Here is a 23,439-nt window from a genome sequence, read left to right on the forward strand (position 1 = left end):
CGGCACCGCTCGCCGGCGCCGGTTCGATCGTGGACGGCACCGCTCGCCGGCGCCGGTTCGATCGTGGATGAGCCGACGGCTGCGGGCCGGGATGCCGCCGGCGGCGCCGACTGGCCCGGCAGCGTGAAGCCGCTTGCGCCTTCGGCGGCCGGCGCCGAACCGAGCGGACCGGCGGCTTGCTGGCCGACAGGCAGGCTCATCTGCGGTTGCGCCTGCCCTGCCTCGCCGCCGGCGGCCACCAGGCGGATGCTGGCGTCCTGCGGCGGATAGCACAGGCCCTTGTCGGCGCAGCCCTGGCCGGTGGCGGTCAGGGTGAACGGACCTTCTCCCTGCACCGGAATGCGGATCGCCACGCTGTGGTGGTAGGTCTCGACGTCCTTGTTGAAGGTTTCGTCGAACTTGACCTTGCCCGGCGGGACCTGCGGCTCGCCCAGTCTGGCGCCGGCGGCCGTGAACTTGAAGCGCTCGCGGTACATGTAGTAGCCGTCGGCGATCGCATAGCTGACCTCGGCCGTGTGCGGATCGACCATGCGAGCCGAGAACTTGAAGGCCTGTTCGGGCGGCAGGAAGTCGTCGTCCGCGTACGCGGGCGCGAGCAGGAAGGTGCAGGCGATCAGGGAAAGCAGGAATCGGAGCATGGGCACAGGGATTGGTTTAGCCAGCAGCATGGTACACCGGGTGTGCCGGCGATGCACGGGCGAAAAAAAACCAGGCACGAGGCCTGGTTTTTTCAAACGCTGACTGACGATTACTCGGCGGTCGGTGCGTTTTCGTCGACGCCGACTTCCGGACGGTCGGTCAGCTCGACGTAGGCCATCGGTGCATTGTCGCCAACGCGGAAGCCCATCTTCAGGATACGGGTATAGCCGCCGTTGCGGTTCGCGAAGCGCGGGCCGATGTCGGCGAACAGCTTCTGAACGATTTCACGGTCGCGCAGGCGGGCGAATGCCAGACGCTTGTTTGCCAGGGTGTCTTTCTTGCCCAGGGTGATGATCGGCTCGACGACTTTGCGCAGTTCCTTGGCTTTCGGAACGGTGGTCTTGATCGCTTCGTGACGCAGCAGCGAAACGGTCATGTTGCGCAGCATGGCCAGGCGGTGGGACGAAGTACGGTTCAGCTTACGGAGGCCGTGACGGTGACGCATGGTAAATCCTTTCGAGTTTTATATTCCAGTTCTTCGATCGTTCAGGCAAATTGCAGGAACGCGGACCGGTTCAAAGTTTGAATAAAACGCCCGCGCCGAATTGCGCGGGCGGGTACTGCAAATTACTTTTCCAGACCTGCCGGCGGCCAGTTTTCCAGCTTCATGCCCAGGGTCAGGCCACGGGATGCCAGGACTTCCTTGATCTCGTTCAGCGACTTGCGGCCCAGGTTCGGGGTCTTCAGCAGTTCGTTTTCCGAACGCTGGATCAGGTCGCCGATGTAGTAGATGTTCTCGGCCTTCAGGCAGTTTGCCGAACGGACGGTCAGTTCCAGGTCGTCCACCGGACGCAGCAGGATCGGATCGACCAGCGGAGCGCGCGACGGGGCTTCCGCAGCGGCTTCGGTGCCTTCCAGGGCGGCGAACACATTCAGTTGGTCGACCAGCACGCGTGCCGACTGGCGGATCGCTTCTTCCGGGGTGATGACGCCGTTGGTCTCGATGTTGATGATCAGCTTGTCCAGGTCGGTACGCTGTTCGACACGAGCCGATTCCACGGCGTAGGACACGCGACGGACCGGCGAGAACGACGCGTCCAGGATGATGCGGCCGATGGTCTTGTTGGTGTCTTCCGACAGGCGGCGCACGTTACCCGGCACATAGCCGCGGCCTTTCTCGACCTTGATCTGCATGTCCAGCTTGCCGCCGGCGGTCAGGTGAGCGATCACGTGTTCCGGGTTGATCAGTTCGACGTCGTGCGGCAGGTCGATGTCCGATGCCAGGACGGGGCCTTCGCCTTCCTTCTTCAGGGTCAGCGTCACGGAGTCGCGGTTGTGGACCTTGAACACGACACCCTTCAGGTTCAGCAGCAGGTCGACCACGTCTTCCTGCACGCCATCCAGCGACGAGTACTCGTGCACGACGCCGGCGATCGTCACTTCGGTCGGCGCGTAGCCGATCATCGACGACAGCAGCACGCGGCGCAGCGCGTTGCCCAGCGTATGGCCATAACCACGTTCGAACGGCTCCATCACGACTTTGGCGTGACCGGCACCGAGCGCTTCGACATCGATGATACGTGGCTTCAACAGACTATTTTGCATGAAAGGTCCTTTATCAATACCCTCGGCTCGTTACACCGATAAGGCTGATGGCATCAGTAGAAACGCCCGCTGCGATGGCGGGCGGGTACAGCGAATTCTGTGTTTGACGGGACGGCGCCCGTCGTTCCCGCGGAGGCGGGAACCCAAGTTCGGGCTAACACTGCACAGCCAAACCTGGGTCCCCGCCGTCGCGGGGATGACAAATCGGCCGGCGCGCCGCCCGATTTGTCAATTAACGCGAGTACAGTTCGACGATCAGTGCTTCGTTGACGTCGGCAGCGATCTCGTTACGCTCCGGGAAGGAGCGGAAGGTGCCTTCCATCTTCTTCGAATCGACCGACACCCAGCTCGGCATGCCGACTTGTTCAGCCAGCGACAGCGCTTCGACGATACGGGTCTGCTTCTTGGCCTTTTCGCGGACAGCGACGACGTCGCCGGTCTTGACCTGGAACGAAGCGATGTTCACGACCTGGCCGTTCACGGTGAAGGCTTTGTGGCTGACCAGCTGGCGCGCTTCGGCGCGGGTCGAGCCGAAGCCCATGCGGTAAGCGACGTTGTCGAGACGGGCTTCCAGCAGCTTCAGCAGGGTTTCGCCGGTGTTGCCCTTGCGGCGCGACGCTTCGGCGAAGTAACGGCGGAACTGGCGTTCCAGGATGCCGTACATGCGCTTGACCTTCTGCTTTTCACGCAGCTGGTTGCCGTAGTCCGAGGTACGCTGGCCCGACTTGACGCCGTGCTGGCCCGGCTTGACGTCCAGTTTGCACTTGGAGTCGAGCGAGCGGCGTGCGCTCTTCAGGAACAGGTCGGTGCCTTCACGGCGCGACAGTTTTGCTTTTGGTCCGATATAACGTGCCACGTTAAACTTCCTTTGTTTGAATGATCACGCCCCGGATGCGATACGAATGAATGCGAACGCAACAGGCGCTAGTCCAGTTCTGCATGAGACTGGACGTGGCTTACAAAAACCCTGCATCGAGACGACGCAAGGCGACAATAGCCGGGCAGTATAACCCATTTCTGGATTCACTGCTCCGGCGATTCTTTGACGACGATCTCGTCGCGTATCAACAACAGGCGGGCGAACCCGCCAGTCGGATTAGATACGACGGCGCTTCGGCGGACGGCAGCCGTTGTGCGGCACCGGCGTCACGTCCTGGATCTCGGTGATCTTGATACCCAGGTTGTTCAGCGCGCGCACAGCCGATTCACGGCCCGGGCCCGGGCCCTTGATGCGCACTTCCAGGTTCTTCACGCCGTATTCCTGAGCGACCTTGCCGGCTGCTTCAGCTGCGACCTGAGCCGCGAACGGGGTCGATTTACGCGAACCCTTGAAGCCAGCACCGCCGGAAGTTGCCCACGACAGAGCATTGCCCTGACGATCGGTGATCGTGATGATGGTGTTGTTGAACGACGCGTGGACGTGTGCGATGCCTTCGGCGACGTTCTTCTTGACCTTCTTGCGGATGCGTGCTGCTGCCGCGCTGCTTTGTTGCTTAGCCATTGTCGGTTCCTAGATTATTTCTTCAGCGATTGAGCGGCCTTGCGCGGGCCCTTGCGGGTACGTGCATTGGTACGGGTACGCTGACCGCGGACCGGCAGGCCCTTACGGTGACGCATGCCGCGGTAGCAGCCCAGGTCCATCAGACGCTTGATGTTCATGGACAGTTCGCGGCGCAGATCGCCTTCGACCACGAACTTGCCAACCTGCTCACGCAGCTTTTCCAGTTCGTTGTCGTCCAGGTCCTTGACCTTCTTGTTGGTAGCAACGCCGGTCGCTGCGCAGATCTGCTGCGAACGGGTACGGCCAATGCCGTAGATCGCCGTCAGGCCGATGACGGTGTGCTGATGATTGGGGACGTTGACCCCTGCAATACGTGCCATTCGTTATTCCTCGTATTAACCTTGACGCTGCTTGTGACGCGGCTCGACGCAGATCACGCGGACCACGCCTTTACGCTTGATGATCTTGCAGTTGCGGCAGATCCGCTTGACTGAAGCGTTAACTTTCATTTTTGCACTCTCTTATCAATTCGAAATCAGTTTTTACTTGGTGCGGAACACGATGCGGGCCCGGGACAAGTCGTAAGGGGTCAATTCTACCGTTACCTTGTCGCCAGGTAAAATGCGAATGTAGTTCATCCGCATCTTGCCCGAGATATGTCCTAACACCACGTGCCCGTTTTCCAGCTTTACGCGAAAGGTCGCGTTCGGGAGATTCTCGAGAATCTCCCCTTGCATTTGGATGACGTCGTCTTTTGCCATTCGGTCTATTCCACTTCTGGGTATCACGCCGCTTAACGCGACGGGATCCCGCCCTTGAAATTCGCCTTGCGCAGCAGCGATTCGTATTGCTGCGACATGACGTAGTTCTGCACTTGTGCCATGAAGTCCATGGTCACCACCACTACGATCAGCAGTGAGGTGCCGCCGAAATACACTGGAACTTTCCAGTACGACGTCATGAACTCCGGCAGCAGGCACACCAGGGTGATGTAGACCGCACCGGCGAGGGTCAGGCGCATCAGGATCTTGTCGATGTAGCGCGCAGTTTGCTCGCCCGGACGGATGCCCGGAACGAATGCACCGCTCTTCTTCAAGTTGTCCGCCGTTTCCTTGCTGTTGAATACCAGCGCCGTATAGAAGAAGCAGAAGAACACGATCGCCACCGCATACAGCAACGCATGGATCGGTTCGCCCGGGCTCAGCGAGGCAGCCAGGTCCTTCAGGAACCCGACGAACGGGCTCGAGGAGTCCTTGCCACGCGTGAGCCAGTCGACGATCGTGGCCGGGAACAGGATGATCGACGAAGCGAAGATCGGCGGAATCACACCGGCCATGTTCAGCTTCAGCGGCAGGTGGCTGGTTTGGCCACCGTAGATCTTGTTACCGACCTGGCGTTTCGCGTAATTCACCAGGATCTTGCGCTGGCCGCGTTCCACGAACACGACTGCGTAGGTCACCAGGGCCACCAGGATCACGATGAAGATTGCGGAAATGCTGCTGATCGAACCTTGCGACACCAGGGTGAACAGATTACCCAGTGCGCTCGGCAGACCGGCCGCGATACCGGCAAAAATGATGATCGAGATACCGTTGCCAAGACCACGTTCCGTGATCTGCTCACCCAGCCACATGAGGAACATGGTGCCGGTCAGCAGGGTCACGACGGTCACGAAGCGGAAGCCCATGCCCGGATCGAGCACGAGGCCTTGCTGGGACTCCAGCCAGACCGCGATGCCGAACGCCTGGAACAACGCCAGTGCAACCGTGAAGTAACGGGTGTACTGGGTGATCTTGCGGCGGCCGGCTTCGCCCTCCTTCTTCAGCGCCTCCAACTGCGGCGAGACGATCGATGCCAGCTGCATGATGATCGAAGCCGAAATGTAAGGCGTGATACCGAGAGCGAACACGGCAAAGCGGGACAGCGCGCCGCCCGAGAACATGTTGAACATGCCCAGGATGCCGCGCTCGTTCTGCTTGAACAGGTTGGCCATAGCGGCGGGATCAATCCCGGGGACCGGGATGTGAGCGCCGATACGGTACACGACCAATGCCCCAAGCAGGAACCACAACCGGCCCCAGGGGAAACCGGATGCGGCACTTTTACCAAGTTGTGAATTAGTCGCCAATTTTTGCTCCGATCAGGCAGCGGCCGCGTTTAGGCGACCGAACCGCCAGCTGCTTCGATCGCTGCCTTCGCGCCAGCGGTGGCTTTGATGCCTTTCAGGTTCACCGCTTTGGTGATTTCACCCGACAGGATCACGCGCACATCGCGAGCGACGACCGGCAGCACACCGGCTTGCTTCAGCACCAGGATGTCGACATCGCCGACGGCCAGGTTGTTCAGGTCCGACAGACGGACTTCAGCCTTGAACGTAGCGTTCAGGGACTTGAAGCCGCGCTTCGGCAGACGACGCTGCAGAGGCATCTGGCCGCCTTCGAAACCGACTTTGTGGAAGCCGCCCGAACGCGATTTCTGACCTTTGTGACCACGGCCGGCAGTCTTGCCCAGGCCCGAGCCGATACCGCGACCGACGCGACGCTTAGCGTGCTTGGCGCCGTCAGCAGGTTGAATGGTATTGAGTTGCATTGTTTTCTCCGTTAACCAAGCCGCGGCTTAGTCGACAATTTTCACGAGGTAGTTGACCTTGTTGATCATGCCGCGGATCGCCGGGGTGTCCTGCAGCTCGGAAACCGAGTTGACACGACGCAGACCCAGACCGCGCACGGTGGCGCGGTGATCCTGACGGGTACCGATCAGGCCTTTGACCAGCTTGACTTTGATGGTGTTTGCCATGGTAATTCCCCTTAACCCAGGATCTCTTCGACCGACTTGCCGCGCTTGGCAGCGATGTCAGCCGGAGTGCTCATCTTCGCCAGACCGTCGAGGGTTGCGCGAACCAGGTTGTACGGGTTCGACGAACCGGTCGACTTGGCGACCACGTCGGTCACGCCCATCACCTCGAAGATTGCGCGCATTGCGCCACCGGCGATCACGCCGGTACCCGGCTTGGCCGGAGCCATCAGGACGCGCGAGGCGCCGTGACGACCGGTAACGGTGTGCTGCAGGGTACCGTTCTTCAGGGGCACCTTGATCAGGTTGCGGCGGGCTTCTTCCATTGCCTTCTGCACGCCGACCGGAACTTCCTTCGACTTGCCTTTACCCATGCCGATGCGGCCATCGCCGTCACCGACAACGGTCAGCGCTGCAAAACCCATGATACGACCACCCTTGACCACTTTGGTCACACGGTTGATCGCGATCATTTTCTCGCGCATGCCATCATCCGGCTTGTCGCTTGCCATTTTCGCTTGCATTTTTGCCATGACGATTCTTCCTTAGAACTTCAGACCGGCTTCACGCGCGGCTTCTGCCAGCGCCTTCACACGGCCGTGGTAACGGAAACCCGAACGGTCGAATGCGACTTCGGTGATCCCTGCTTTCAGTGCTTTCTCTGCGACGCGCTTGCCAACCAGTGCGGCTGCAGCAGCGTTGCCGCCGGCACCCGACTTGCCGCCCAGCTCGGCGCGCACTTCTGCTTCCAGCGTCGAAGCCGAAACCAGGACTTTCGCATCCGGGCTGATCAGGTTCGCATAGATGTGCAGGTTGGTGCGGTGCACCGACAGGCGGTTCACGCCCAGCTGCGCGATCTTGATGCGGGTTTGGCGTCCGCGACGCAGACGCGATTCTTTCTTGTCCATCGTCAGCTCCGATTATTTCTTCTTGGTTTCTTTAAGCTTCACCACTTCGTCCGCATAGCGGACACCCTTGCCCTTGTAAGGCTCAGGCGAGCGGTAAGCGCGCACTTCTGCGGCAACCTGGCCGACCTTTTGACGATCGATACCCTTGATCAGGATTTCGGTCGGGGTCGGGGTGGTTGCGGTGACGCCTTCCGGCATCGCGTGCAGAACCGGGTGCGAGAAACCCAGCGACAGGTTCAGGGCGTTGCCCTGCACTGCTGCCTTGTAACCCACGCCAACCAGGGTCAGCTTGCGCTCGAAGCCCTTGGTCACGCCGGTCACCATGTTGTTGACCAGAGCACGCAGGGTGCCCGACATTGCGTTCGATTCGCGGGAATCGTCGACGACGTCGAACGACAGCGAGCCGTTGTTGTTTTCCACTTTGACCAGGCCGTTCAGCGGCTGGGTCAGGGTGCCCAGCGGGCCCTTGACAGTGATCGACGACGCGTTGATCGCGACATCGGTACCGGCCGGGACGGCGATTGGCATCTTAGCTACTCGAGACATCGTCTACTCCTTAAGCCACGTAGCAAAGCACTTCGCCACCGACACCGGTTGCACGTGCTTTACGGTCGGTCATCACACCCTTCGGGGTCGAGACGATTGCGACGCCCAGGCCGTTCATGACCTGAGGGATCTCGTCTTTGCCCTTGTAGATGCGCAGGCCAGGACGGGACACGCGCTCGATGCGCTCGATAACCGGACGGCCAACATAATATTTCAAACCGATGTTCAGTTCCGACTTGCCACCTTCGGTGGACACGGCGAAATCTTCGATGTAACCCTCGTCCTTCAGGACGTTGGCGATCGCAACTTTCACTTTCGACGACGGCATCGACACGTTGGTCTTTTGCACGCCTTGTGCGTTGCGGATGCGGGTCAGCATATCGGCGATAGGATCGCTCATACTCATTGCATATTCTCCTATTACCAGCTAGCTTTGGTCATACCCGGGATTTCGCCTTTCATGGCGAATTCGCGGAGTTTGGTACGGGCCAGACCGAATTTACGGAAAGTGCCACGCGRACGGCCGGTCATGGCGCAGCGGTTACGCTGGCGGGTCGGGGCCGAGTTACGCGGCAGGGCCTGCAGTTTCAGGCGTGCTTCGTAACGCTCTTCTTCGGTCTTCGACTGGTCGTCGATGATTGCTTTCAGAGCGGCACGCTTTGCGGCGAATTTCTCCACCAGGTCTGCACGCTTCTGTTCGCGGTTGATCAGTGCAAGTTTTGCCATGCTCTTAGTTCCTGAACGGGAATTTGAAGGCGGCGAGCAGCGCTTTGGCTTCTTCGTCGGTCTTAGCGGTGGTGGTGATCGAGATGTTCATGCCACGCAGCGCATCGATCTTGTCGTAATCGATTTCCGGGAAGATGATCTGCTCTTTTACGCCGATGTTGTAGTTACCACGGCCGTCGAAGGACTTGCCGCTCACGCCGCGGAAGTCACGCACGCGCGGCAGGGCCACGGTGATGAAACGGTCCAGGAATTCGTACATGCGGGCGCCGCGCAGGGTCACCATCGTACCGATCGGGTAGCCTTCGCGGATCTTGAAACCTGCGATTGCCTTGCGAGCCTTGGTCACGACCGGCTTCTGGCCGGCGATCTTGGTCAGGTCGCCAGTTGCGTGCTCGATGATCTTCTTGTCGGCGACAGCTTCCGACAGACCCATGTTCAGGGTGATCTTGGTCAGGCGAGGCACTTCCATCACCGACTTGTAGCCGAATTTCTCGGTCAGTTCGGAGACGACTTTGTCTTTATACACTTGTTGCAGACGGGCCATTTCTTATTACCCCTTCACTACTTCGCCGTTCGACTTGAAGACGCGGACTTTTTTGCCATCCACTTCTTTGAAGCCAACGCGATCAGCCTTGCCGGACGCTGCATTGAACAGCGCGACATTCGACACGTGAATCGGCATGGTCTTGTCGACGATACCACCAGTTACGCCGGTCATCGGGTTCGGCTTGACGGCCTTCTTGGCCACGTTCACGCCTTCAACGATGACGTGCTCAGCATCTACACGCTGCTGAACGACACCGCGCTTGCCTTTGTCCTTACCGGCCAGAACGATGACTTCGTCGTTTTTACGAATCTTATCCATTACGACTCCCTTACAGAACTTCAGGTGCCAGGGACACGATCTTCATGAACTTTTCGGTACGCAGTTCGCGCGTCACCGGTCCGAAGATACGGGTGCCGATCGGCTCCAACTTGGCGTTCAGCAGGACGGCAGCGTTGCCGTCGAACTTCACCAGGGAGCCGTCCTGACGGCGCACGCCCTTGGCGGTACGCACGACCACGGCATTGTAGATTTCACCTTTCTTGACGCGGCCGCGCGGAGCAGCCTGCTTCACGGTGACCTTGATCACGTCGCCAATGCTGGCGTAACGGCGCTTGGAGCCGCCCAATACCTTGATGCACAGAACTTCTTTTGCACCGGTATTGTCGGCCACTTCGAGCCGGCTTTCGGTTTGAATCATGATATTTTCTTTCCCAACTTAAGCCGTAGAAAATCCCACGGAAATCCGTGGGCCTGCGGTCAGTCTTGGTCCCGCCGCACCGCCCCTGCTGGAGCAATACGTTTGGGTGATTGGACTTTCCAATACTTCATTGCAGGCCGCAGACATCGCGGGGACAACTGCGGCAACACATGAACGAAGCCCGCTAGTATCCCAGATACCAGCGGGCCACGCAAGACAAATTTTCAGGCCTTACAGAACCTGTGCGACCTGTACAACTTTGGTCAGGGTCCAAGCTTTCGTCTTCGAGATCGGGCGACCTTCCTGGATCTCGACCGTGTCGCCGGTCTTGGCCTGGTTGGTCTCGTCGTGCGCGTGATACTTGTTCGAGCGCACGATGATCTTGCCGTACAGCGGGTGCTTGACGTGACGCTCGACCAGCACGGTTACCGTCTTGTCCATCTTGTCGGACACGACCTTGCCGACCAGCGTACGCTTCAGCGCCGTTTTAGTGGTGTCGTTCATTTGGCTTCCTTCTGGGTCATCACGGTTTTGACGCGGGCGATATCGCGGCGCACCTTCTTGAGCTGAGCGGTGTTGGTCAGCTGCTGCGTTGCGAGTTGCATGCGCAGGCCGAACTGTGCCTTCAGCAGCTCATTCAGCTCTTGCTGCAGAGCTGCCTGGTCTTTGCCGCGGAGTTCCGTTGCTTTCATTCTTAACTCCTGTTATTGGCCGACTTGGCGCACCACGAAAGTGGTTGCCAGCGGCAGTTTGGCAGCGGCCAGGCGGAATGCTTCGCGCGCCAGTTCTTCTGCGACGCCGTCCATCTCATACAGGACCTTGCCCGGCTGGATTTCAGCGACGTAGTACTCCGGGTTACCCTTACCGTTACCCATACGGACTTCGGCCGGCTTGTTCGAGATCGGCTTGTCCGGGAAGATACGGATCCAGATACGGCCGCCACGCTTGATGTGACGGGTCATGGCACGACGTGCCGCTTCGATCTGGCGAGCCGTGATACGGCCGCGGGCAACGGCCTTCAGGCCGAACTCACCGAACGACACAGCGGTGCCGCGGGTGTGCGAAATGCCGGTGTTACGGCCTTTCTGCTCTTTACGATACTTTCTGCGGGATGGCTGCAGCATGCTTATTCTCCTGCTTTCTCAGCAGCCGGCTTGGCAGCGCGGCGGCCTGCTGGTGCGGTACCTGGCTTGGCGCCCGGGCGGCCACGGCCAGCCGGTTTGCCGTCGTCACGACGCGGACCGCGCGGCTTTTTCTCGTCGGCCGGCACGTCGATCACCGGAGCTTCGCCCGTTGCCGAACGATCGCCCTTGTAGACCCAGACCTTGACACCGATGATGCCGTAGGTGGTCGAGGCTTCGCTGGTGCCGTAGTCGATATCGGCGCGCAGGGTGTGCAGGGGCACACGGCCTTCGCGGTACCATTCGGTACGTGCGATCTCGATGCCGTTCAGACGACCCGACGACATGATCTTGATGCCGACGGCGCCCAGACGCATTGCGTTCTGCATTGCGCGCTTCATGGCGCGGCGGAACATGATGCGCTTTTCGAGCTGCTGGGCGATCGAATCGGCGATCAGCTGCGAGTCGATTTCCGGCTTGCGGATCTCTTCGATATTGACGTGCACCGGCACGCCCATGATCTTGGTCAGCGACGACTTCAGAACTTCGATGTCTTCGCCTTTCTTACCGATGACCACGCCCGGACGCGACGAGTAGATCGTGAAACGGGCGTTCTTGGCCGGACGCTCGATGACGATGCGGCCGACGGAAGCGTTCTTCAGCTTCTTCTTCAGGAAAGCGCGAGCTTCCAGGTCTTCCTTCAGCATATCGGCGAAGTTGCCGTTGCCTGCGTACCAGCGCGATGCCCAGTTACGGGTGACCGCCAGGCGGAAGCCGGTTGGGTGGATTTTCTGACCCATCGTATGCTCCTTAGTTACCGACAGTCACGTAGACGTGACAGGATTGTTTCGAAATGCGATCACCGCGGCCTTTGGCGCGAGCCGTAAAGCGCTTCAGGATCGGACCCTTTTCGACGTAGATCTGAACGACCTTCAGTTCGTCGATGTCGGCACCATCGTTGTGCTCGGCGTTGGCGATTGCCGACTCCAGCACTTTCTTGATGATGGTCGCGCCTTTTTTCGGGCTGAACTGCAGGATGTTCAGCGCAGCGTCAACCTTCTTGCCGCGGATCAGGTCCGCAACCAGGCGGCCCTTCTGCTCGGACAGGCGAACGCCTTTGAGGATTGCTTTAGTTTCCATTATCGTTTCGCCTTCTTGTCAGCAGCGTGGCCCTTGAACGTACGGGTCAGCGCGAATTCGCCGAGCTTGTGGCCGACCATGTTCTCCGACACGTACACCGGCACGTGCACCTTGCCGTTGTGCACGGCAATGGTCAGACCGATGAAGTCCGGAGTGATCGTCGAGCGGCGCGACCAGGTTTTGACTGGCTTCTTGTCTTTGGCGGCTTGCGCAGCTTCGACTTTCTTCACCAGGTGGGCGTCGATGAACGGCCCTTTTTTCAATGAACGAGTCATGTTTTATCCCTTATTTCTTGCCGCGGCGCGAGACGATCATCGACGAAGTGCGCTTGTTCGAACGCGTCTTCTTGCCCTTGGTCTGCTGGCCCCATGGCGACACCGGATGACGACCGGCAGCCGTACGACCTTCACCACCACCGTGCGGGTGGTCGATCGGGTTCATGACGACACCGCGGACGGTCGGGCGGACACCGCGCCAACGCATCGCACCGGCTTTACCGATCTTGCGCAGGCTGTGCTCGGCGTTGCCGACTTCACCCACGGTGGCGCGGCACTCGATGTGCACGCGGCGCACTTCACCCGAGCGCAGGCGAACCTGAGCGTAGGTGCCTTCACGGGCCATCAGCACGACAGCGGCGCCGGCGGTGCGGGCCATCTGTGCGCCTTTACCCGGCAGCATTTCGACGCAGTGCATCACGGTACCAACCGGGATGTTGCGGATCGGCAGGCAGTTACCGGCCTTGATCGGGGCTTCCGCGCCGTTCATCAGCGTGTCGCCGACAGCAACGCCCTTCGGGGCGATGATGTAGGCACGTGCGCCGTCGGCGTAGCACAGCAGGGCGATGTGGGCGGTACGGTTCGGGTCGTATTCGATACGCTCGACCTTGGCCGGGATGCCATCCTTGCTGTTGCGCTTGAAGTCCACGACACGGTAGTGGTGCTTGTGACCACCGCCGATGTGACGGGTCGTGATGTGACCGTTGTTGTTACGGCCAGCGGTCTTCGATTTCTTCTCAACCAGGGCTGCGAACGGACGACCTTTGTACAGGTCGCTGTTCACAACCTTCACCATGCCGCGGCGGCCTGGGGAGGTTGGCTTCATCTTAACGAGTGCCATTATTTAGCCTCCTCGACAAAATTGATTTCCTGACCCGGCTTCAGGGCCACGAAAGCACGCTTGGTGTGGTTGCGGCGACCGATGAAACGACCCGAGCGCTTCTGCTTGCCTTCGCGGTTCACGGTCTGCACCGATTCCACTTCGACTTTGAACAGCAGCTCGACGGCGGCCTTGATTTCCGGCTTGGTTGCGTCCGGCAGAACCTTGAACACGATCTGTTCGTTCTTTTCAGCGACGAAGGTCGCCTTTTCGGAAATGACCGGAGCCAGCAGCACCTTCATCAGGCGCTCTTCGCTGAATTTGATTGCGGCGCTCATGCGTACATCTCCTCGATCTTGGCCAGAGCAGCTTTGGTGACCAGGACTTTCTTGTAGAACACCAGCGACATCGGGTCAGCGTGCTTCGGCTCGACAACCAGCACGTTCGGCAGGTTGCGCGATGCCAGCAGCAGGTTTTCGTCGATGGTGTCGGTGATCACCAGGACCGATTCCAGGCCCATGCCCTGCAGCTTTTGCGACAGCAGCTTGGTCTTCGGAGCTTCGATGGTCAGGTTCTCGACGACGTTCAGACGCTCTTCGCGGGCCAGCTGCGACAGGATCGAGCACATACCGGCGCGATACATCTTCTTGTTGACCTTGTGCGAGAAGTTCTCGTCCGGCGAGTTCGGGAAGATACGACCACCACCACGCCACAGCGGCGAGGACGACATACCGGCACGAGCGCGGCCCGTACCTTTTTGACGCCACGGCTTCTTGGTGGTGTGGCTGACTTCTTCACGATCCTTCTGCTTGCGGTTGCCCGAGCGCGCGTTGGCGGCGTAGGCGACCACGATCTGGTGGATCAGTGCTTCGTTGTAATCGCGACCGAAGACTTCGTCGGTGGCGCTCACGTTCGAGCCGGCTTGGCCTTGCTCATTCAGGAGCTTCAGTTCCATCGTTTAAGCTCCCTTCTTTGCTTTGACTTTGACAGCCGGCTTGACAACGACTTGGCCGTTCTTGGCGCCAGGAACGGCACCCTTCACCAGCAGCAGTTGACGATCGGCGTCGATACGGGCGATTTCCAGGTTCTGGGTGGTGACAGTGACATCACCCATGTGACCGGTCATGCGCTTACCCGGGAACACGCGACCCGGATCCTGTGCCATACCGATGGAACCCGGCACGTTGTGCGAACGCGAGTTACCGTGGGTAGCACGACCCGAGGAGAAGTTGTAACGCTTGATGGTACCGGCGTAGCCCTTACCGATCGAGGTGCCTTGCACGTCGATTTTCTGACCCACTTCGAACATCGAGACATTGACTGCGTCGCCAGCTTTGAAACCAGCGGCTTGAGCGGCGTCGATGCGGAATTCCTTCAGCAGCGTACCGGCTTCGACACCAGCTTTGGCGTAGTGACCCGCACTGGCCTTGTTCACGCGCGAGGCGCGACGTTGACCGAATACGACCTGAACAGCGGAGTAACCGTCAGTTTCAGGAGTTTTTACTTGCGCAACACGGTTGTTCGACACGTCCAGCACGGTGACGGGAATCGAATCGCCGTCGTCCGTGAAGATGCGCATCATGCCAACCTTGCGACCGAGGAGGCCCAGGCTCATTTTTTCTCCATTCCCACCTACGATTGGGCGGGGCTAATTGAACTACAAAAACGCATGGGCAAAAAAAGACTAGCCCATACCGAAGCCGGCTAGTATAGCGCGCGCGTCGAGTAGGCGCAACAGGAGAATGCGAGGAGTAACGCGCTCTGTTGCGTTTTACGCTTTTGGCATGGAGAAGAAAGGAATCCGTTCTTGTCGAACGGCACAGAAAAGGCTTGCTTCACCTTTTCTCTGCAGGCTCGGGGCCTGCGATATGGAGGAATTCTGGTGGGCGGTGCAGGATTCGAACCTGCGACCCCTTGGATGTCGACCAAGTATTCTAACCAGCTGAACTAACCGCCCGGGGAGGCCGCATTATAAGGTCGTCTTTTGGTAAAGCGCAATACCCATCCGTGAAATCTTTTATGCGGAAGGCATGCCCTAACGGTGACGCGGGTTGTCGATGCCGGTTCACAATGTTATCCTTTTAATGCTCCATCGAGGGACAAGCGCCGTCTCACCCCCATAAAACTGATAACTCCTCACGCTGGCGCACGGCTCTTCAGCCGCTGTCTTTTCCCTCCTCGCCGGCAGGCCCGCCATCGTGCGCACGGCCTCGCCATTTCCCAAGCGTGCCTCGGCCCACGGCCGTGTTCCCGCACGCCCACGCCAGAAGAAAGGATGATCGCATGTCCGCTACCATTACCCGCCTCCCCTCCCCTGTCCTCGATCCGCGCAAGCTGGTCCTGGCCACCGACCTCGACGGCACGCTGCTGGCCGGGTCAAGCGAAGCCCGGCGCCAGGTGCGCGAGCTGTTCAGCGGCGGCCTGGCGGGTGCGACCCTGGTATTCGTGACCGGGCGCGGTTTGGAATCGGTGATTCCCCTGCTGTCCGACCCGACCATCCCGACCCCGCACTACATCATCGCCGACGTCGGCGCCACCGTCGTGCACGGCGACCTGAGCCCGGTCGCGCCCCTGCATCACGAGATCGCCGCGCGCTGGCCCGGCAGCCAGGCCGTGCTCAAGGCGCTGGCCGGCTTCCCTCATCTGCAGCGCCAGAGCGTACCGCAGGAGCGGCGCTGCTCCTTCCTTGCCAGCGAAGCCGGCGTCACGCCCGCGCTGCGCGCCGCCGTCGACGAACTCGGCTGCGACCTGCTGTTTTCGGCGGGCCGCTACCTGGACGTGCTGCCGCGCGGCGTCGGCAAGGGCTCCGCCCTGCGCCGGCTGGCCGAGGCCGCCGGCTTCGACCCGTCGCACGTGGTGGTGGCGGGCGACACCCTGAACGACCTGTCGCTGTTCGAGGCGGGCTTCCGCGGCATTGCGGTCGGCGGCGCCGAGCCGGCGCTGGTGGCGGGGGTGCGCCGCATGAAGCACGCCTACATTGCCGAAGGCCAGGGCTGCGACGGCATCCTGGCCGGCCTGGCCCACCACGGCCTGCCCTTCGCCGATGCCGGCGCCACCGCGGTCGAACCCGCGCGCGGCAAGGCCGAACTGGTGATGGTGTATCACCGCCTGCCCTATGACGAGACGGTCGAGGACGGGGTCAGCGTGCGCCGCCGTCCGAAGAGCCCGAACGGCATCATGCCAACCCTGCTGAGCCTGTTCGCGGACGGCCGCACCGGCTCCTGGGTCGCCTGGTCGCAGCAGCCATCGCGCGCGCCGGCCGGCTTCACCGTCCGCGAAGCGGTGGACGCCGAACGCTACCCGAACCTGGAGGCGGCCCGCATCGCCCTGAGCGCGGAAGACGTCGACCTGTTCTACAAGAAGTTCTCGAAGGAAGCCTTCTGGCCCATCATCTTCTCCTTCCCGGACAAGGCGGTGTTCCGCCAGGCCCACTGGGAACGCTTCCTGGAAGTGAACCGCCTGTTCGCCGAACAGACGGCGCGCGAGGCGCTTGATGGCGCCACCGCCTGGATCCACGACTACAACCTGTGGATGGTGCCGGCCTTCCTGCGTCCGCTGCGCCCCGACCTCAAGATCGCTTTCTTCCACCACACCGCCTTCCCCTCGAGCGACGTGTTCAACATCCTGCCGTGGCGGCGCGAGATCCTGGCCAGCCTGCTGCAGTGCGACTACATCGGCTTTCACATTCCGCGCTACGCCGAGAACTTCGTCGATGCCGCGCGCGCCTTCACGCCGCTCGAGGTGATTGGCAGCGCCCCGTGCGCGCCACGCTTCCTCACCTATGGCTGCGCGCTCGGCGTGGATACCGTGACCACGGCGGTCGAGGCCGGCGGGCGCCGGATCGCACTGGGCGCGCATCCGGTCGGCACCGATGTGGCGGCGATCGGACGCCTGCTCGGCACCGGCGCGGTGGCGGAAGAGCTGGCCGAAATCGACGCCTACCTGGACGGCCGCACCGGCATCGTCTCGATCGAACGCCTGGATTATGTGAAAGGCTCGCTGGAAAAGCTGCAGGCCTTCGAGCGCCTGCTGGAACTGCATCCCGAGCTGGCCGGCAAGGTGACCTTGCTGAACATCATCACGCCGGCGGCGCCCGGCATGGAAGTCTATGAGGCCCTGCGCGAAGAGCTGGACCGCACGGTGGGCCGCATCAACGGGCGCTTCTCGACCCTGGGCTGGGTACCGGTGCGCTATTTCTACCGTTCCCTGCCCTTCGAGGCGGTGGTGGCCCATTACGCCGCCTGCGGCATCGCCTGGATCACGCCGCTGCGCGACGGCCTGAATCTGGTGGCCAAGGAATACATCGCGGCGCGCCGGGCAGCCGGCAAGGCGGGCGTGCTGATCCTGTCGGAATTCGCCGGCGCCGCGGTCGAGCTGCATGGCGCCCTGCTGGCCAACCCCTACGATACGCACTCGATGACGAGCACCCTGTACCGGGCCATTACAATGGGACAGGATGAGGCCGCGTATCGCACGGAACGCATGGCGGCCATCGTTGCCGAGCACGACGTGACGCGCTGGGGCGAGGATTTCCTGGCCGCCGTCGAGCGCGCCGCCCGCGATAGCGACACCCTTGCGCAGGCCGCTTGAGCAAGCCCGTAACCGATCTGGAAAGGATGTTGAATGGAAGTGATGTTCCTGAATAACTCGGTACTGACCTGGCTGACGGCGCTCGGCGTCGCCCTCGGGGTGGCGCTGGCCCTGCACCTGACGAAAACCGTGGTAGTGCACCGGCTGGGCATCATCGCGGCGCGTACCGATACCAAGCTCGACGATATCGCCGTGGCGGCGCTGCAGGCGACCAGGACGCTGGTGGTCCTGATCATGGGCCTGTATGCGGGCAGCACGGTGCTGCTGCTGCCGGCCTCCGTGGACCAGTTCGCCACGCGCTTCGCCATCGTGGTCGGCCTGATCCAGGCGGCGATCTGGGGCAATACCGCACTGCGCGCGTGGCTGGCCGAGTACTACGGCGGCAGCAACGCCGACCCGGCGCGCGCCACCTCGGCCGCGGCGGTCGGCTTCATCGCCCGCATGGTGCTGTGGATCGTGATCCTCCTGATGATCCTGGATAACCTCGGCGTGAACATCACGACCCTGGTGGCCTCGCTGGGCATCGGCGGTATCGCGGTGGCCCTCGCGGTGCAGAACATCCTCGGCGACCTGTTCGCCTCGCTCTCCATCGTGCTGGACAAGCCCTTCGTGATCGGCGACTTCGTCATCGTCGACAAATACCTGGGCACGATCGAGCACGTGGGCCTGAAGACGACCAGGATCCGCAGCCTGGGCGGCGAGCAGCTGGTGTTCTCGAATGCCGACCTGCTCAAGAGCCGGCTGCAGAACATGACGCGCATGAGCCGGCGCCGGGTCGTGTTCGGCGTCAGCGTCACCTTCGACACGCCGACCTCCAGGCTGCGCGAGATTCCGCCGCTGCTGACCGAGCTGGTCAAGGCGCGCGAGCCGGTCACCTTCGACCGCGCCCACTTCAGCGGGATCGGACCGTCCTCCTATAACTTCGAGGTCGTGTACTGGGTCGAGGTGCCGGATTACGTGCGTTTCATGGACATCCAGCAGGAGATCTACCTGCAGCTGCTGGACCGCTTCGAGGAGATGGGCGTCGAACTGGCCCGCCCGGCGCAGACCCTGCACGTGCACGATGCGCGGGACGTCGCCGCGCAGGAAAAGGAGGGACTGGCGGCGGTCGAACGCGGCCCGGCGCCGCTGCCGCCGGCAGTGGGCTGAGGTCTCAGTACAAGGGGGCGGTAGAGGCGCGCACCACCAGCGCACTGTCGAGGGCGATGCTGCGCAGCGCCTCGCCGCCGCCGCGGATGCGTTCGATCAGCCGGCCGACCGCCAGCCGCGCCATCTCGCGCTTGGGCGGCGCGATGGTAGTCAGCGGCGGGGAGGCGTAGCAGGCCGCGCAGATGTCGTCGTAGCCCACCACCGACAGCTCGGCCGGCACGCGCACGCCGGCGCTGCTGGCGGCGCACAGCCCGCCGATCGCCATCAGGTCGCTGGTGACGAACACGGCCGTCGGCCGCCTGGGCCGCGCCAGCAGGCTGGAGAAGGCGGCCAGACCGCCGGCGCTGTTGAATTCGCCGCGGATGATATCGTCGTCCGGCACCTCGATCCCGGCCTCGGCCATGGCGCGCAGGAAACCGCCGACCCGTTCGCAGCTGCGCGGCAGGTCGGCCGGCCCGGATACGCAGGCGATGGCGCGGTGGCCCAGCTCGATCAGGTGGCGCGTGGCCCGGTAAGCACCCTCTTCCTGCCCGGCCAGCACCAGGTCGGCATCCAGCCCCGGCAAGGCGCGGTCGAGCTGGATGATGGGCACGGATTCATGGCTGCGCAGCAGCAGTTCGTGCTCTTCGTCGGCGCCGCTCGCCACCAGCACCAGGCCGTCGATGCGCCTCTCCATCAGCAGGCGCAGATAGGCGCTCTGCTTCTGCGCGCCGCCGTGGGTATTGCAGAGGATGATGTGGTAGCCGAGCTCGAAGGCGGCGTCCTCGATCCAGCGGATCAGCTCGGCAAAATAGGGATTCGAACTGTTCGGCACCAGCACGCCGATGGTGTTGGTCTTGTCGTTCTTGAGGCTGCGGGCGACGGCGCTGGGCACGTAGCGCATCTCGTCGATGATATCCAGCACCCGCTTGCGCACATCGGCGCTGACGGCGCGCGTATTGTTGATCACATGCGACACCGTCGAGATCGAGACCCCGGCGCGCTCCGCTACCTGCTTCATTGTCGCCATCGCGTTCCCCCTGAGGGGCGATTATCGCCGATGTGTTTCAACAATCACAACACATTCAGTGCATGGACAGCGTCCGAACCAAGTCTTTCGGGTTGTCAATGTATAAAAAGATACAGAACATTCCGCCGCGTTCGACGCCCAGGTGGCGCAGGCGGGCCTGACCCTCCTCTTTCAGGGTCAGAGCGGTGTTCGGCTTGTCGAAAGCAGAGGCCGAGACGCGCAGGGCGCGGCTGCGCTCGATGCCGTGGCGGCTGTGAACTAACAATAAAGTTTGCCACAAGGTCCTCTATGAGGCGGACCGATTCCGGCTGCTGTTCTTGCAAATAATGTTTGCCACAACAGCCCGGCGAACGGTCTTGCACCGTTCGCTTTCAACAATAAAGTCTGCCACAGCCTAGACGGCACGTTGGGTGCGCGAGAGTCCGCTTACGACTGCGCATTCAACCGGTCACCTACCGCCCACCAGCAGCCTTATAGCTCGATGAAATCGCCAGTTCTGCATCGTAAAAGCGGGCGTCAAGCGATCTGCAAATTGACCTGATAGCTTTCATTTCGGTCTCGCCCCAAACTCCCGACACCGAAACAATGCGTGGATCTGCGCATTCATCTTCATTCTCAACGTTGATCGTAAGAGTAGAGGTTTCGCCTTGCGCCGTTTGGATGGCGGCGGACACAACCTGTTCGACAAAGCCGCGCGGCCCGAGCGGACATGGAACCCAGTCCACAGGCAAAGTGTGGAACTGGCTATCCGCTCTGAAGATCATTCCTATGCTGCTCATCGACTTCTGCCTCTCGAATTTAGGTCTCCGAAGCGTCTGCTCCTGGCCGTACTCGGCCGTTCTGTACGGCACGTTAGAGGCCAGTTAACGGGGGAAACGTCGACTGGTTCAATTTCCGACAAATTTAAAGCCCAAGGAAGCGAACAAGAGAATATAGAACAGAGCAGCGCACGCTTTTTGCCAAGGTCCCCAATCCGGTGACTCTTTTTTCAACGGGATATCTTGCACATTCATTCTGTAATTTACGGTTGCCAATGCGATACCGGACACGCTGAGCAGGAGAGCAACGGCGATGGTCGCGAGCGTGGTCGACGTCGGCGCCGTTGAAAAATTGTAAATAGCAAAAACAAAAGCGGCTAATGCGCAAACTTGTGACAACCGTACAACTAATTTTTTCATCTTACACTTAAGCCTTCATCGATAATGATCGCTTTAAGCCGTACTCGATTTGCCGAGCCAGCAAAGCATGTTGCCTAGCCGACAAACTCTTCGACTGTCACGACAGGCAGCAGTCGACCCATTGCGGACATCCTTTATGGCCAGATTTACCTGCTTATTAGAACTTTTCGATTCCTTCTAAAACCGCTTCTCCTGTCTCGCTGTCGAGCAGGTTTTGTAGGTCAGAAACAAAGCGGTCAATCGCATTTGGCTCGACGCCCATGTCTACGTCGATTCGGTTCTTGCTTCCATGCCCGTAGGCCGGGAGGTAGTTCGACTCCAAACGCACTTGACAGGCGCAGCGTCCTGTCGCATCGAGGACTGAGAACGCGAGGCCAAGGTATCCGTAACCACCGGGGATTCCAAATTGGAACTCAAGGGATTTTGTGGGGCCTTCAGGAAAGAGTTCGAGTCGTGAGGACAGATCCTTGAGCGCGTCTGCAGTCGTGTAGACCTCTGATACTCCTCTGAACCCACGGCTGGCTACGTCGACAGCTGCAGTGAGCATGCCGTCATCGGCGTCAACCCCAACAATACGAATCACGATTCCAAATTCCATCGCTCCCCCTCAGGTCTGCGGCCAACAATCTTTGAAGGGCCGTACCGCTGGACTGCAAAGGCCGCTTGTGGCCGATAGAAGACGATCGGTATGGCTCAGTGTACGACCTTGTTGCCACCTCGACAAGTCGCGGGGCATCGGAGTACCGCTAGAGCCCTTGTGGCAGCCTTTATTGTTTTGTGGCGAACTTTATTAGGTTGTGGCGGACTTTATCAGTCCGTGACAGCGGCGCAGCCAGGTAGCGGGGGCGTCGGCCATGTGCGGGCGGCGTAGGCGGCGTAGGCGGCGCGGAAGCGCAAAGATCAGCGGACGCGGCCTTGCGCCTTCCACTCCTCGCGGCGAATGCGGTACAGGCAGTGCGGGCGCAGGCGATGGCCTGGCGCGACGTTCGGATGCTCGAAGATCTCGCCGTCGTGACGCATGCCGATGCGCCGCATGACGGCCTGCGAACGCAGATTCGGCAGGGTCGTGAAGGACACGATTTCGTCCAGGCCGAGCGCCTCGAAGCCGTGGGCCAGGGCGGCACTCGCCGCTTCCGACGCATAGCCTTTTCCCCAGTGCGGGGCGGCCAGGCGCCAGCCGATCTCGACGCAGGGTCCGATGGGCAGCTGCGCCACCGGCACGCGCAGGCCGGTGAAGCCGGCAAAATGCCCCTCCCCTTCGCGCAGCTCGAGCGCCCAGAAACCCCAGCCGCGTTCCACGATCTCGGCGCGCAGGCGCCCGGCGAAGGCATCGCTGGCACTACGGTCGAGCGGAGCCGGGAAATGTTCCATGACGCGCGGGTCGGCGTTCATGGCGGCGAAGTGCGGGTAATCGCTGTCGCGCCACTGTCGCAGGCGCAGGCGGGGCGTATCGATGACGATGGATTCGTGCATGGAGCCTCCGGAAAAAAAACGGGGCCGGCCCGCAAAGCGGTGCCAGCCCCGTCTTCACCGGCAGACGAATCCGCCGGGTGACACGTGATTATTGCAGCTTGATTTCGACGTCGACGCCAGCCGGCAGGTCCAGCTTCATCAGTGCGTCAACAGTCTTGTCGGTCGGGTCCACGATGTCCATCAGACGCTGGTGCGTACGGATTTCGAACTGGTCGCGCGAGGTCTTGTTCACGTGCGGGGAACGCAGCACGTCGAAACGCTGGATGCGGGTCGGCAGCGGGACCGGGCCCTTGACGACGGCGCCGGTGCGCTTGGCGGTGTCGACGATTTCCAGAGCGGACTGGTCGATCAGTTTGTAGTCGAACGCTTTCAGGCGGATACGGATTTTCTGATTCGGAGCGGACATGCTATTTCCTTTAAAAGAACGTTCCGGCTTGCGCCGGCAATGTGTAAAAGGTGCTTCGGGTAATTCGGTACTGCTCAAGAGGCGGGAGTATATCACCGTTCTCACTTAAACAGATGGGGACAGACCGAAAAGTCCGTCCCCATCCGTTGTGCCGGTGGTACGCCAGCAAAGGCGCCCACCGGCGAATCACGCTAACCGAAATTAGGCGATGATCTTGGCAACCACGCCGGCGCCGACGGTACGGCCGCCTTCGCGGATTGCGAAGCGCAGACCTTCTTCCATCGCGATCGGGGCGATCAGCTTGACGGTGATCGAC

The 23,439-nt window shown here is 61.1% G+C and carries 39 protein-coding genes and 1 tRNA gene; 2 read left to right on the forward strand and 38 right to left on the reverse strand.

The annotated features are described in order from the left end of the window. The 30 genes from AC1DIX_RS25575 to AC1DIX_RS25720 form a co-directional block, all read right to left on the reverse strand. On the reverse strand, window positions 1-638 hold a 638-nt coding region (locus AC1DIX_RS25575), incomplete at its 3' end, for a protein-disulfide reductase DsbD domain-containing protein (protein ID WP_477328145.1). A 110-nt stretch (window positions 639-748) separates the two neighbouring features. Next, a complete protein-coding gene (gene rplQ, locus AC1DIX_RS25580) occupies window positions 749-1,144 on the reverse strand; it encodes a 50S ribosomal protein L17 (RefSeq protein WP_047826107.1) in 396 nt (131 codons plus the stop codon). A 122-nt stretch (window positions 1,145-1,266) separates the two neighbouring features. Then, window positions 1,267-2,244 (reverse strand): DNA-directed RNA polymerase subunit alpha, encoded by a 978-nt coding sequence (locus AC1DIX_RS25585; protein WP_296953178.1) that lies wholly within the window; start codon window positions 2,242-2,244, stop codon window positions 1,267-1,269. Window positions 2,245-2,476: 232 nt separating this feature from the next. Further along, the gene (rpsD, locus tag AC1DIX_RS25590; protein WP_442124859.1) at window positions 2,477-3,100 is read right to left on the reverse strand and encodes a 30S ribosomal protein S4; all 624 of its coding nucleotides are present in this window, start codon (window positions 3,098-3,100) and stop codon (window positions 2,477-2,479) included. A 240-nt stretch (window positions 3,101-3,340) separates the two neighbouring features. Next, entirely contained in the window at window positions 3,341-3,745 is a 405-nt protein-coding gene (gene rpsK, locus AC1DIX_RS25595; protein WP_036172227.1) for a 30S ribosomal protein S11, read from the reverse strand. A 14-nt stretch (window positions 3,746-3,759) separates the two neighbouring features. Next, on the reverse strand, window positions 3,760-4,125 hold the full coding sequence (gene rpsM, locus AC1DIX_RS25600; protein ID WP_047826109.1) for a 30S ribosomal protein S13: 366 nt from the start codon (window positions 4,123-4,125) through the stop codon (window positions 3,760-3,762). Window positions 4,126-4,140: 15 nt separating this feature from the next. After that, complete coding sequence (gene rpmJ, locus AC1DIX_RS25605; RefSeq protein WP_005663407.1) at window positions 4,141-4,254, reverse strand: 50S ribosomal protein L36; 114 nt, start codon at window positions 4,252-4,254, stop codon at window positions 4,141-4,143. Window positions 4,255-4,287: 33 nt separating this feature from the next. After that, window positions 4,288-4,506, reverse strand: a complete 219-nt coding sequence (infA, locus tag AC1DIX_RS25610) for a translation initiation factor IF-1 (protein WP_005663428.1) — start codon at window positions 4,504-4,506, stop codon at window positions 4,288-4,290. A gap of 32 nt (window positions 4,507-4,538) precedes the next feature. Beyond that, window positions 4,539-5,873, reverse strand: coding sequence for a preprotein translocase subunit SecY (secY, locus tag AC1DIX_RS25615; RefSeq protein WP_442124860.1), 1,335 nt, complete (start codon window positions 5,871-5,873; stop codon window positions 4,539-4,541). Window positions 5,874-5,902: 29 nt separating this feature from the next. Continuing rightward, window positions 5,903-6,334: a 50S ribosomal protein L15 gene (gene rplO / locus AC1DIX_RS25620; RefSeq protein ID WP_296953170.1), complete on the reverse strand. Its 432-nt coding sequence runs from the start codon at window positions 6,332-6,334 to the stop codon at window positions 5,903-5,905. 27 nt (window positions 6,335-6,361) lie between these two features. Further along, window positions 6,362-6,541 carry a 50S ribosomal protein L30 gene (rpmD, locus tag AC1DIX_RS25625; RefSeq protein ID WP_036240361.1) on the reverse strand — a complete coding sequence of 60 codons (180 nt, stop codon included), beginning with the start codon at window positions 6,539-6,541 and terminating at the stop codon, window positions 6,362-6,364. An 11-nt stretch (window positions 6,542-6,552) separates the two neighbouring features. Then, entirely contained in the window at window positions 6,553-7,071 is a 519-nt protein-coding gene (gene rpsE / locus AC1DIX_RS25630) for a 30S ribosomal protein S5 (protein WP_047826112.1), read from the reverse strand. A 12-nt stretch (window positions 7,072-7,083) separates the two neighbouring features. Continuing rightward, complete coding sequence (gene rplR, locus AC1DIX_RS25635) at window positions 7,084-7,446, reverse strand: 50S ribosomal protein L18 (protein ID WP_036240357.1); 363 nt, start codon at window positions 7,444-7,446, stop codon at window positions 7,084-7,086. A 12-nt stretch (window positions 7,447-7,458) separates the two neighbouring features. After that, window positions 7,459-7,992 (reverse strand): 50S ribosomal protein L6, encoded by a 534-nt coding sequence (gene rplF, locus AC1DIX_RS25640; RefSeq protein WP_442124861.1) that lies wholly within the window; start codon window positions 7,990-7,992, stop codon window positions 7,459-7,461. A gap of 10 nt (window positions 7,993-8,002) precedes the next feature. Next, window positions 8,003-8,398, reverse strand: a complete 396-nt coding sequence (gene rpsH, locus AC1DIX_RS25645) for a 30S ribosomal protein S8 (protein ID WP_230023611.1) — start codon at window positions 8,396-8,398, stop codon at window positions 8,003-8,005. Window positions 8,399-8,412: 14 nt separating this feature from the next. Continuing rightward, window positions 8,413-8,718 (reverse strand): 30S ribosomal protein S14, encoded by a 306-nt coding sequence (rpsN, locus tag AC1DIX_RS25650; RefSeq protein ID WP_477328146.1) that lies wholly within the window; start codon window positions 8,716-8,718, stop codon window positions 8,413-8,415. Between the two features lie 4 nt (window positions 8,719-8,722). After that, window positions 8,723-9,262 carry a 50S ribosomal protein L5 gene (rplE, locus tag AC1DIX_RS25655; protein ID WP_442124862.1) on the reverse strand — a complete coding sequence of 180 codons (540 nt, stop codon included), beginning with the start codon at window positions 9,260-9,262 and terminating at the stop codon, window positions 8,723-8,725. A gap of 6 nt (window positions 9,263-9,268) precedes the next feature. After that, a complete protein-coding gene (gene rplX / locus AC1DIX_RS25660; protein WP_047826118.1) occupies window positions 9,269-9,583 on the reverse strand; it encodes a 50S ribosomal protein L24 in 315 nt (104 codons plus the stop codon). Between the two features lie 10 nt (window positions 9,584-9,593). After that, window positions 9,594-9,962, reverse strand: a complete 369-nt coding sequence (gene rplN, locus AC1DIX_RS25665) for a 50S ribosomal protein L14 (RefSeq protein WP_036172202.1) — start codon at window positions 9,960-9,962, stop codon at window positions 9,594-9,596. Between the two features lie 231 nt (window positions 9,963-10,193). Further along, window positions 10,194-10,466, reverse strand: a complete 273-nt coding sequence (gene rpsQ, locus AC1DIX_RS25670) for a 30S ribosomal protein S17 (RefSeq protein WP_047826119.1) — start codon at window positions 10,464-10,466, stop codon at window positions 10,194-10,196. Next, window positions 10,463-10,654, reverse strand: coding sequence for a 50S ribosomal protein L29 (rpmC, locus tag AC1DIX_RS25675; protein ID WP_442124863.1), 192 nt, complete (start codon window positions 10,652-10,654; stop codon window positions 10,463-10,465). Before rpmC ends, rpsQ begins: the two co-directional genes overlap by 4 nt. A 12-nt stretch (window positions 10,655-10,666) precedes the next feature. Continuing rightward, window positions 10,667-11,086, reverse strand: coding sequence for a 50S ribosomal protein L16 (gene rplP / locus AC1DIX_RS25680; protein WP_005663456.1), 420 nt, complete (start codon window positions 11,084-11,086; stop codon window positions 10,667-10,669). Window positions 11,087-11,088: 2 nt separating this feature from the next. After that, window positions 11,089-11,883 (reverse strand): 30S ribosomal protein S3, encoded by a 795-nt coding sequence (gene rpsC / locus AC1DIX_RS25685; RefSeq protein WP_379771848.1) that lies wholly within the window; start codon window positions 11,881-11,883, stop codon window positions 11,089-11,091. 10 nt (window positions 11,884-11,893) lie between these two features. Next, the gene (rplV, locus tag AC1DIX_RS25690) at window positions 11,894-12,226 is read right to left on the reverse strand and encodes a 50S ribosomal protein L22 (RefSeq protein ID WP_170976705.1); all 333 of its coding nucleotides are present in this window, start codon (window positions 12,224-12,226) and stop codon (window positions 11,894-11,896) included. Further along, on the reverse strand, window positions 12,223-12,498 hold the full coding sequence (gene rpsS / locus AC1DIX_RS25695; RefSeq protein WP_047826122.1) for a 30S ribosomal protein S19: 276 nt from the start codon (window positions 12,496-12,498) through the stop codon (window positions 12,223-12,225). The genes rplV and rpsS overlap by 4 nt, the downstream gene beginning before the upstream one ends. Window positions 12,499-12,508: 10 nt before the next feature. Then, the gene (rplB, locus tag AC1DIX_RS25700; RefSeq protein WP_442124864.1) at window positions 12,509-13,339 is read right to left on the reverse strand and encodes a 50S ribosomal protein L2; all 831 of its coding nucleotides are present in this window, start codon (window positions 13,337-13,339) and stop codon (window positions 12,509-12,511) included. Then, window positions 13,339-13,656 (reverse strand): 50S ribosomal protein L23, encoded by a 318-nt coding sequence (gene rplW / locus AC1DIX_RS25705; protein ID WP_442124865.1) that lies wholly within the window; start codon window positions 13,654-13,656, stop codon window positions 13,339-13,341. Before rplW ends, rplB begins: the two co-directional genes overlap by 1 nt. Continuing rightward, the gene (gene rplD, locus AC1DIX_RS25710) at window positions 13,653-14,273 is read right to left on the reverse strand and encodes a 50S ribosomal protein L4 (protein ID WP_290414987.1); all 621 of its coding nucleotides are present in this window, start codon (window positions 14,271-14,273) and stop codon (window positions 13,653-13,655) included. The genes rplW and rplD overlap by 4 nt, the downstream gene beginning before the upstream one ends. Before the next feature lie 3 nt (window positions 14,274-14,276). After that, window positions 14,277-14,933: a 50S ribosomal protein L3 gene (gene rplC / locus AC1DIX_RS25715; RefSeq protein ID WP_258844038.1), complete on the reverse strand. Its 657-nt coding sequence runs from the start codon at window positions 14,931-14,933 to the stop codon at window positions 14,277-14,279. A 265-nt stretch (window positions 14,934-15,198) separates the two neighbouring features. After that, window positions 15,199-15,275: transfer RNA gene (locus AC1DIX_RS25720), tRNA-Val, on the reverse strand. A gap of 326 nt (window positions 15,276-15,601) precedes the next feature. Between AC1DIX_RS25720 and ggpS the strand changes: the two genes are divergently transcribed. Further along, window positions 15,602-17,908, forward strand: coding sequence for a glucosylglycerol-phosphate synthase (gene ggpS, locus AC1DIX_RS25725; protein ID WP_477328147.1), 2,307 nt, complete (start codon window positions 15,602-15,604; stop codon window positions 17,906-17,908). Between the two features lie 33 nt (window positions 17,909-17,941). Then, entirely contained in the window at window positions 17,942-19,057 is a 1,116-nt protein-coding gene (locus AC1DIX_RS25730; RefSeq protein WP_477328148.1) for a mechanosensitive ion channel family protein, read from the forward strand. A gap of 4 nt (window positions 19,058-19,061) precedes the next feature. Here AC1DIX_RS25730 and AC1DIX_RS25735 read toward each other — a convergent pair whose 3' ends face one another. From AC1DIX_RS25735 to AC1DIX_RS25770, 8 genes are all read right to left on the reverse strand, one after another. Continuing rightward, window positions 19,062-20,057 (reverse strand): LacI family DNA-binding transcriptional regulator, encoded by a 996-nt coding sequence (locus tag AC1DIX_RS25735; RefSeq protein WP_477328149.1) that lies wholly within the window; start codon window positions 20,055-20,057, stop codon window positions 19,062-19,064. Window positions 20,058-20,121: 64 nt separating this feature from the next. Then, window positions 20,122-20,346 (reverse strand): hypothetical protein, encoded by a 225-nt coding sequence (locus AC1DIX_RS25740; protein WP_477328150.1) that lies wholly within the window; start codon window positions 20,344-20,346, stop codon window positions 20,122-20,124. 172 nt (window positions 20,347-20,518) lie between these two features. Beyond that, window positions 20,519-20,845: a hypothetical protein gene (locus AC1DIX_RS25745; protein ID WP_477328151.1), complete on the reverse strand. Its 327-nt coding sequence runs from the start codon at window positions 20,843-20,845 to the stop codon at window positions 20,519-20,521. 108 nt (window positions 20,846-20,953) lie between these two features. Continuing rightward, window positions 20,954-21,244, reverse strand: coding sequence for a hypothetical protein (locus tag AC1DIX_RS25750; RefSeq protein ID WP_477328152.1), 291 nt, complete (start codon window positions 21,242-21,244; stop codon window positions 20,954-20,956). A 157-nt stretch (window positions 21,245-21,401) separates the two neighbouring features. Continuing rightward, the gene (locus AC1DIX_RS25755; protein ID WP_477328153.1) at window positions 21,402-21,842 is read right to left on the reverse strand and encodes a hypothetical protein; all 441 of its coding nucleotides are present in this window, start codon (window positions 21,840-21,842) and stop codon (window positions 21,402-21,404) included. Window positions 21,843-22,144: 302 nt separating this feature from the next. Next, the gene (locus tag AC1DIX_RS25760; RefSeq protein ID WP_477328154.1) at window positions 22,145-22,717 is read right to left on the reverse strand and encodes a GNAT family N-acetyltransferase; all 573 of its coding nucleotides are present in this window, start codon (window positions 22,715-22,717) and stop codon (window positions 22,145-22,147) included. Between the two features lie 88 nt (window positions 22,718-22,805). Continuing rightward, a complete protein-coding gene (rpsJ, locus tag AC1DIX_RS25765; RefSeq protein ID WP_005663509.1) occupies window positions 22,806-23,123 on the reverse strand; it encodes a 30S ribosomal protein S10 in 318 nt (105 codons plus the stop codon). A gap of 201 nt (window positions 23,124-23,324) precedes the next feature. Then, the coding region (locus AC1DIX_RS25770; RefSeq protein WP_477328155.1) for an EF-Tu C-terminal domain-related protein at window positions 23,325-23,439 on the reverse strand (115 nt) is incomplete at its 5' end.

The sequence above is a fragment of the Massilia sp. 05N420 genome (genome assembly GCF_056397205.1).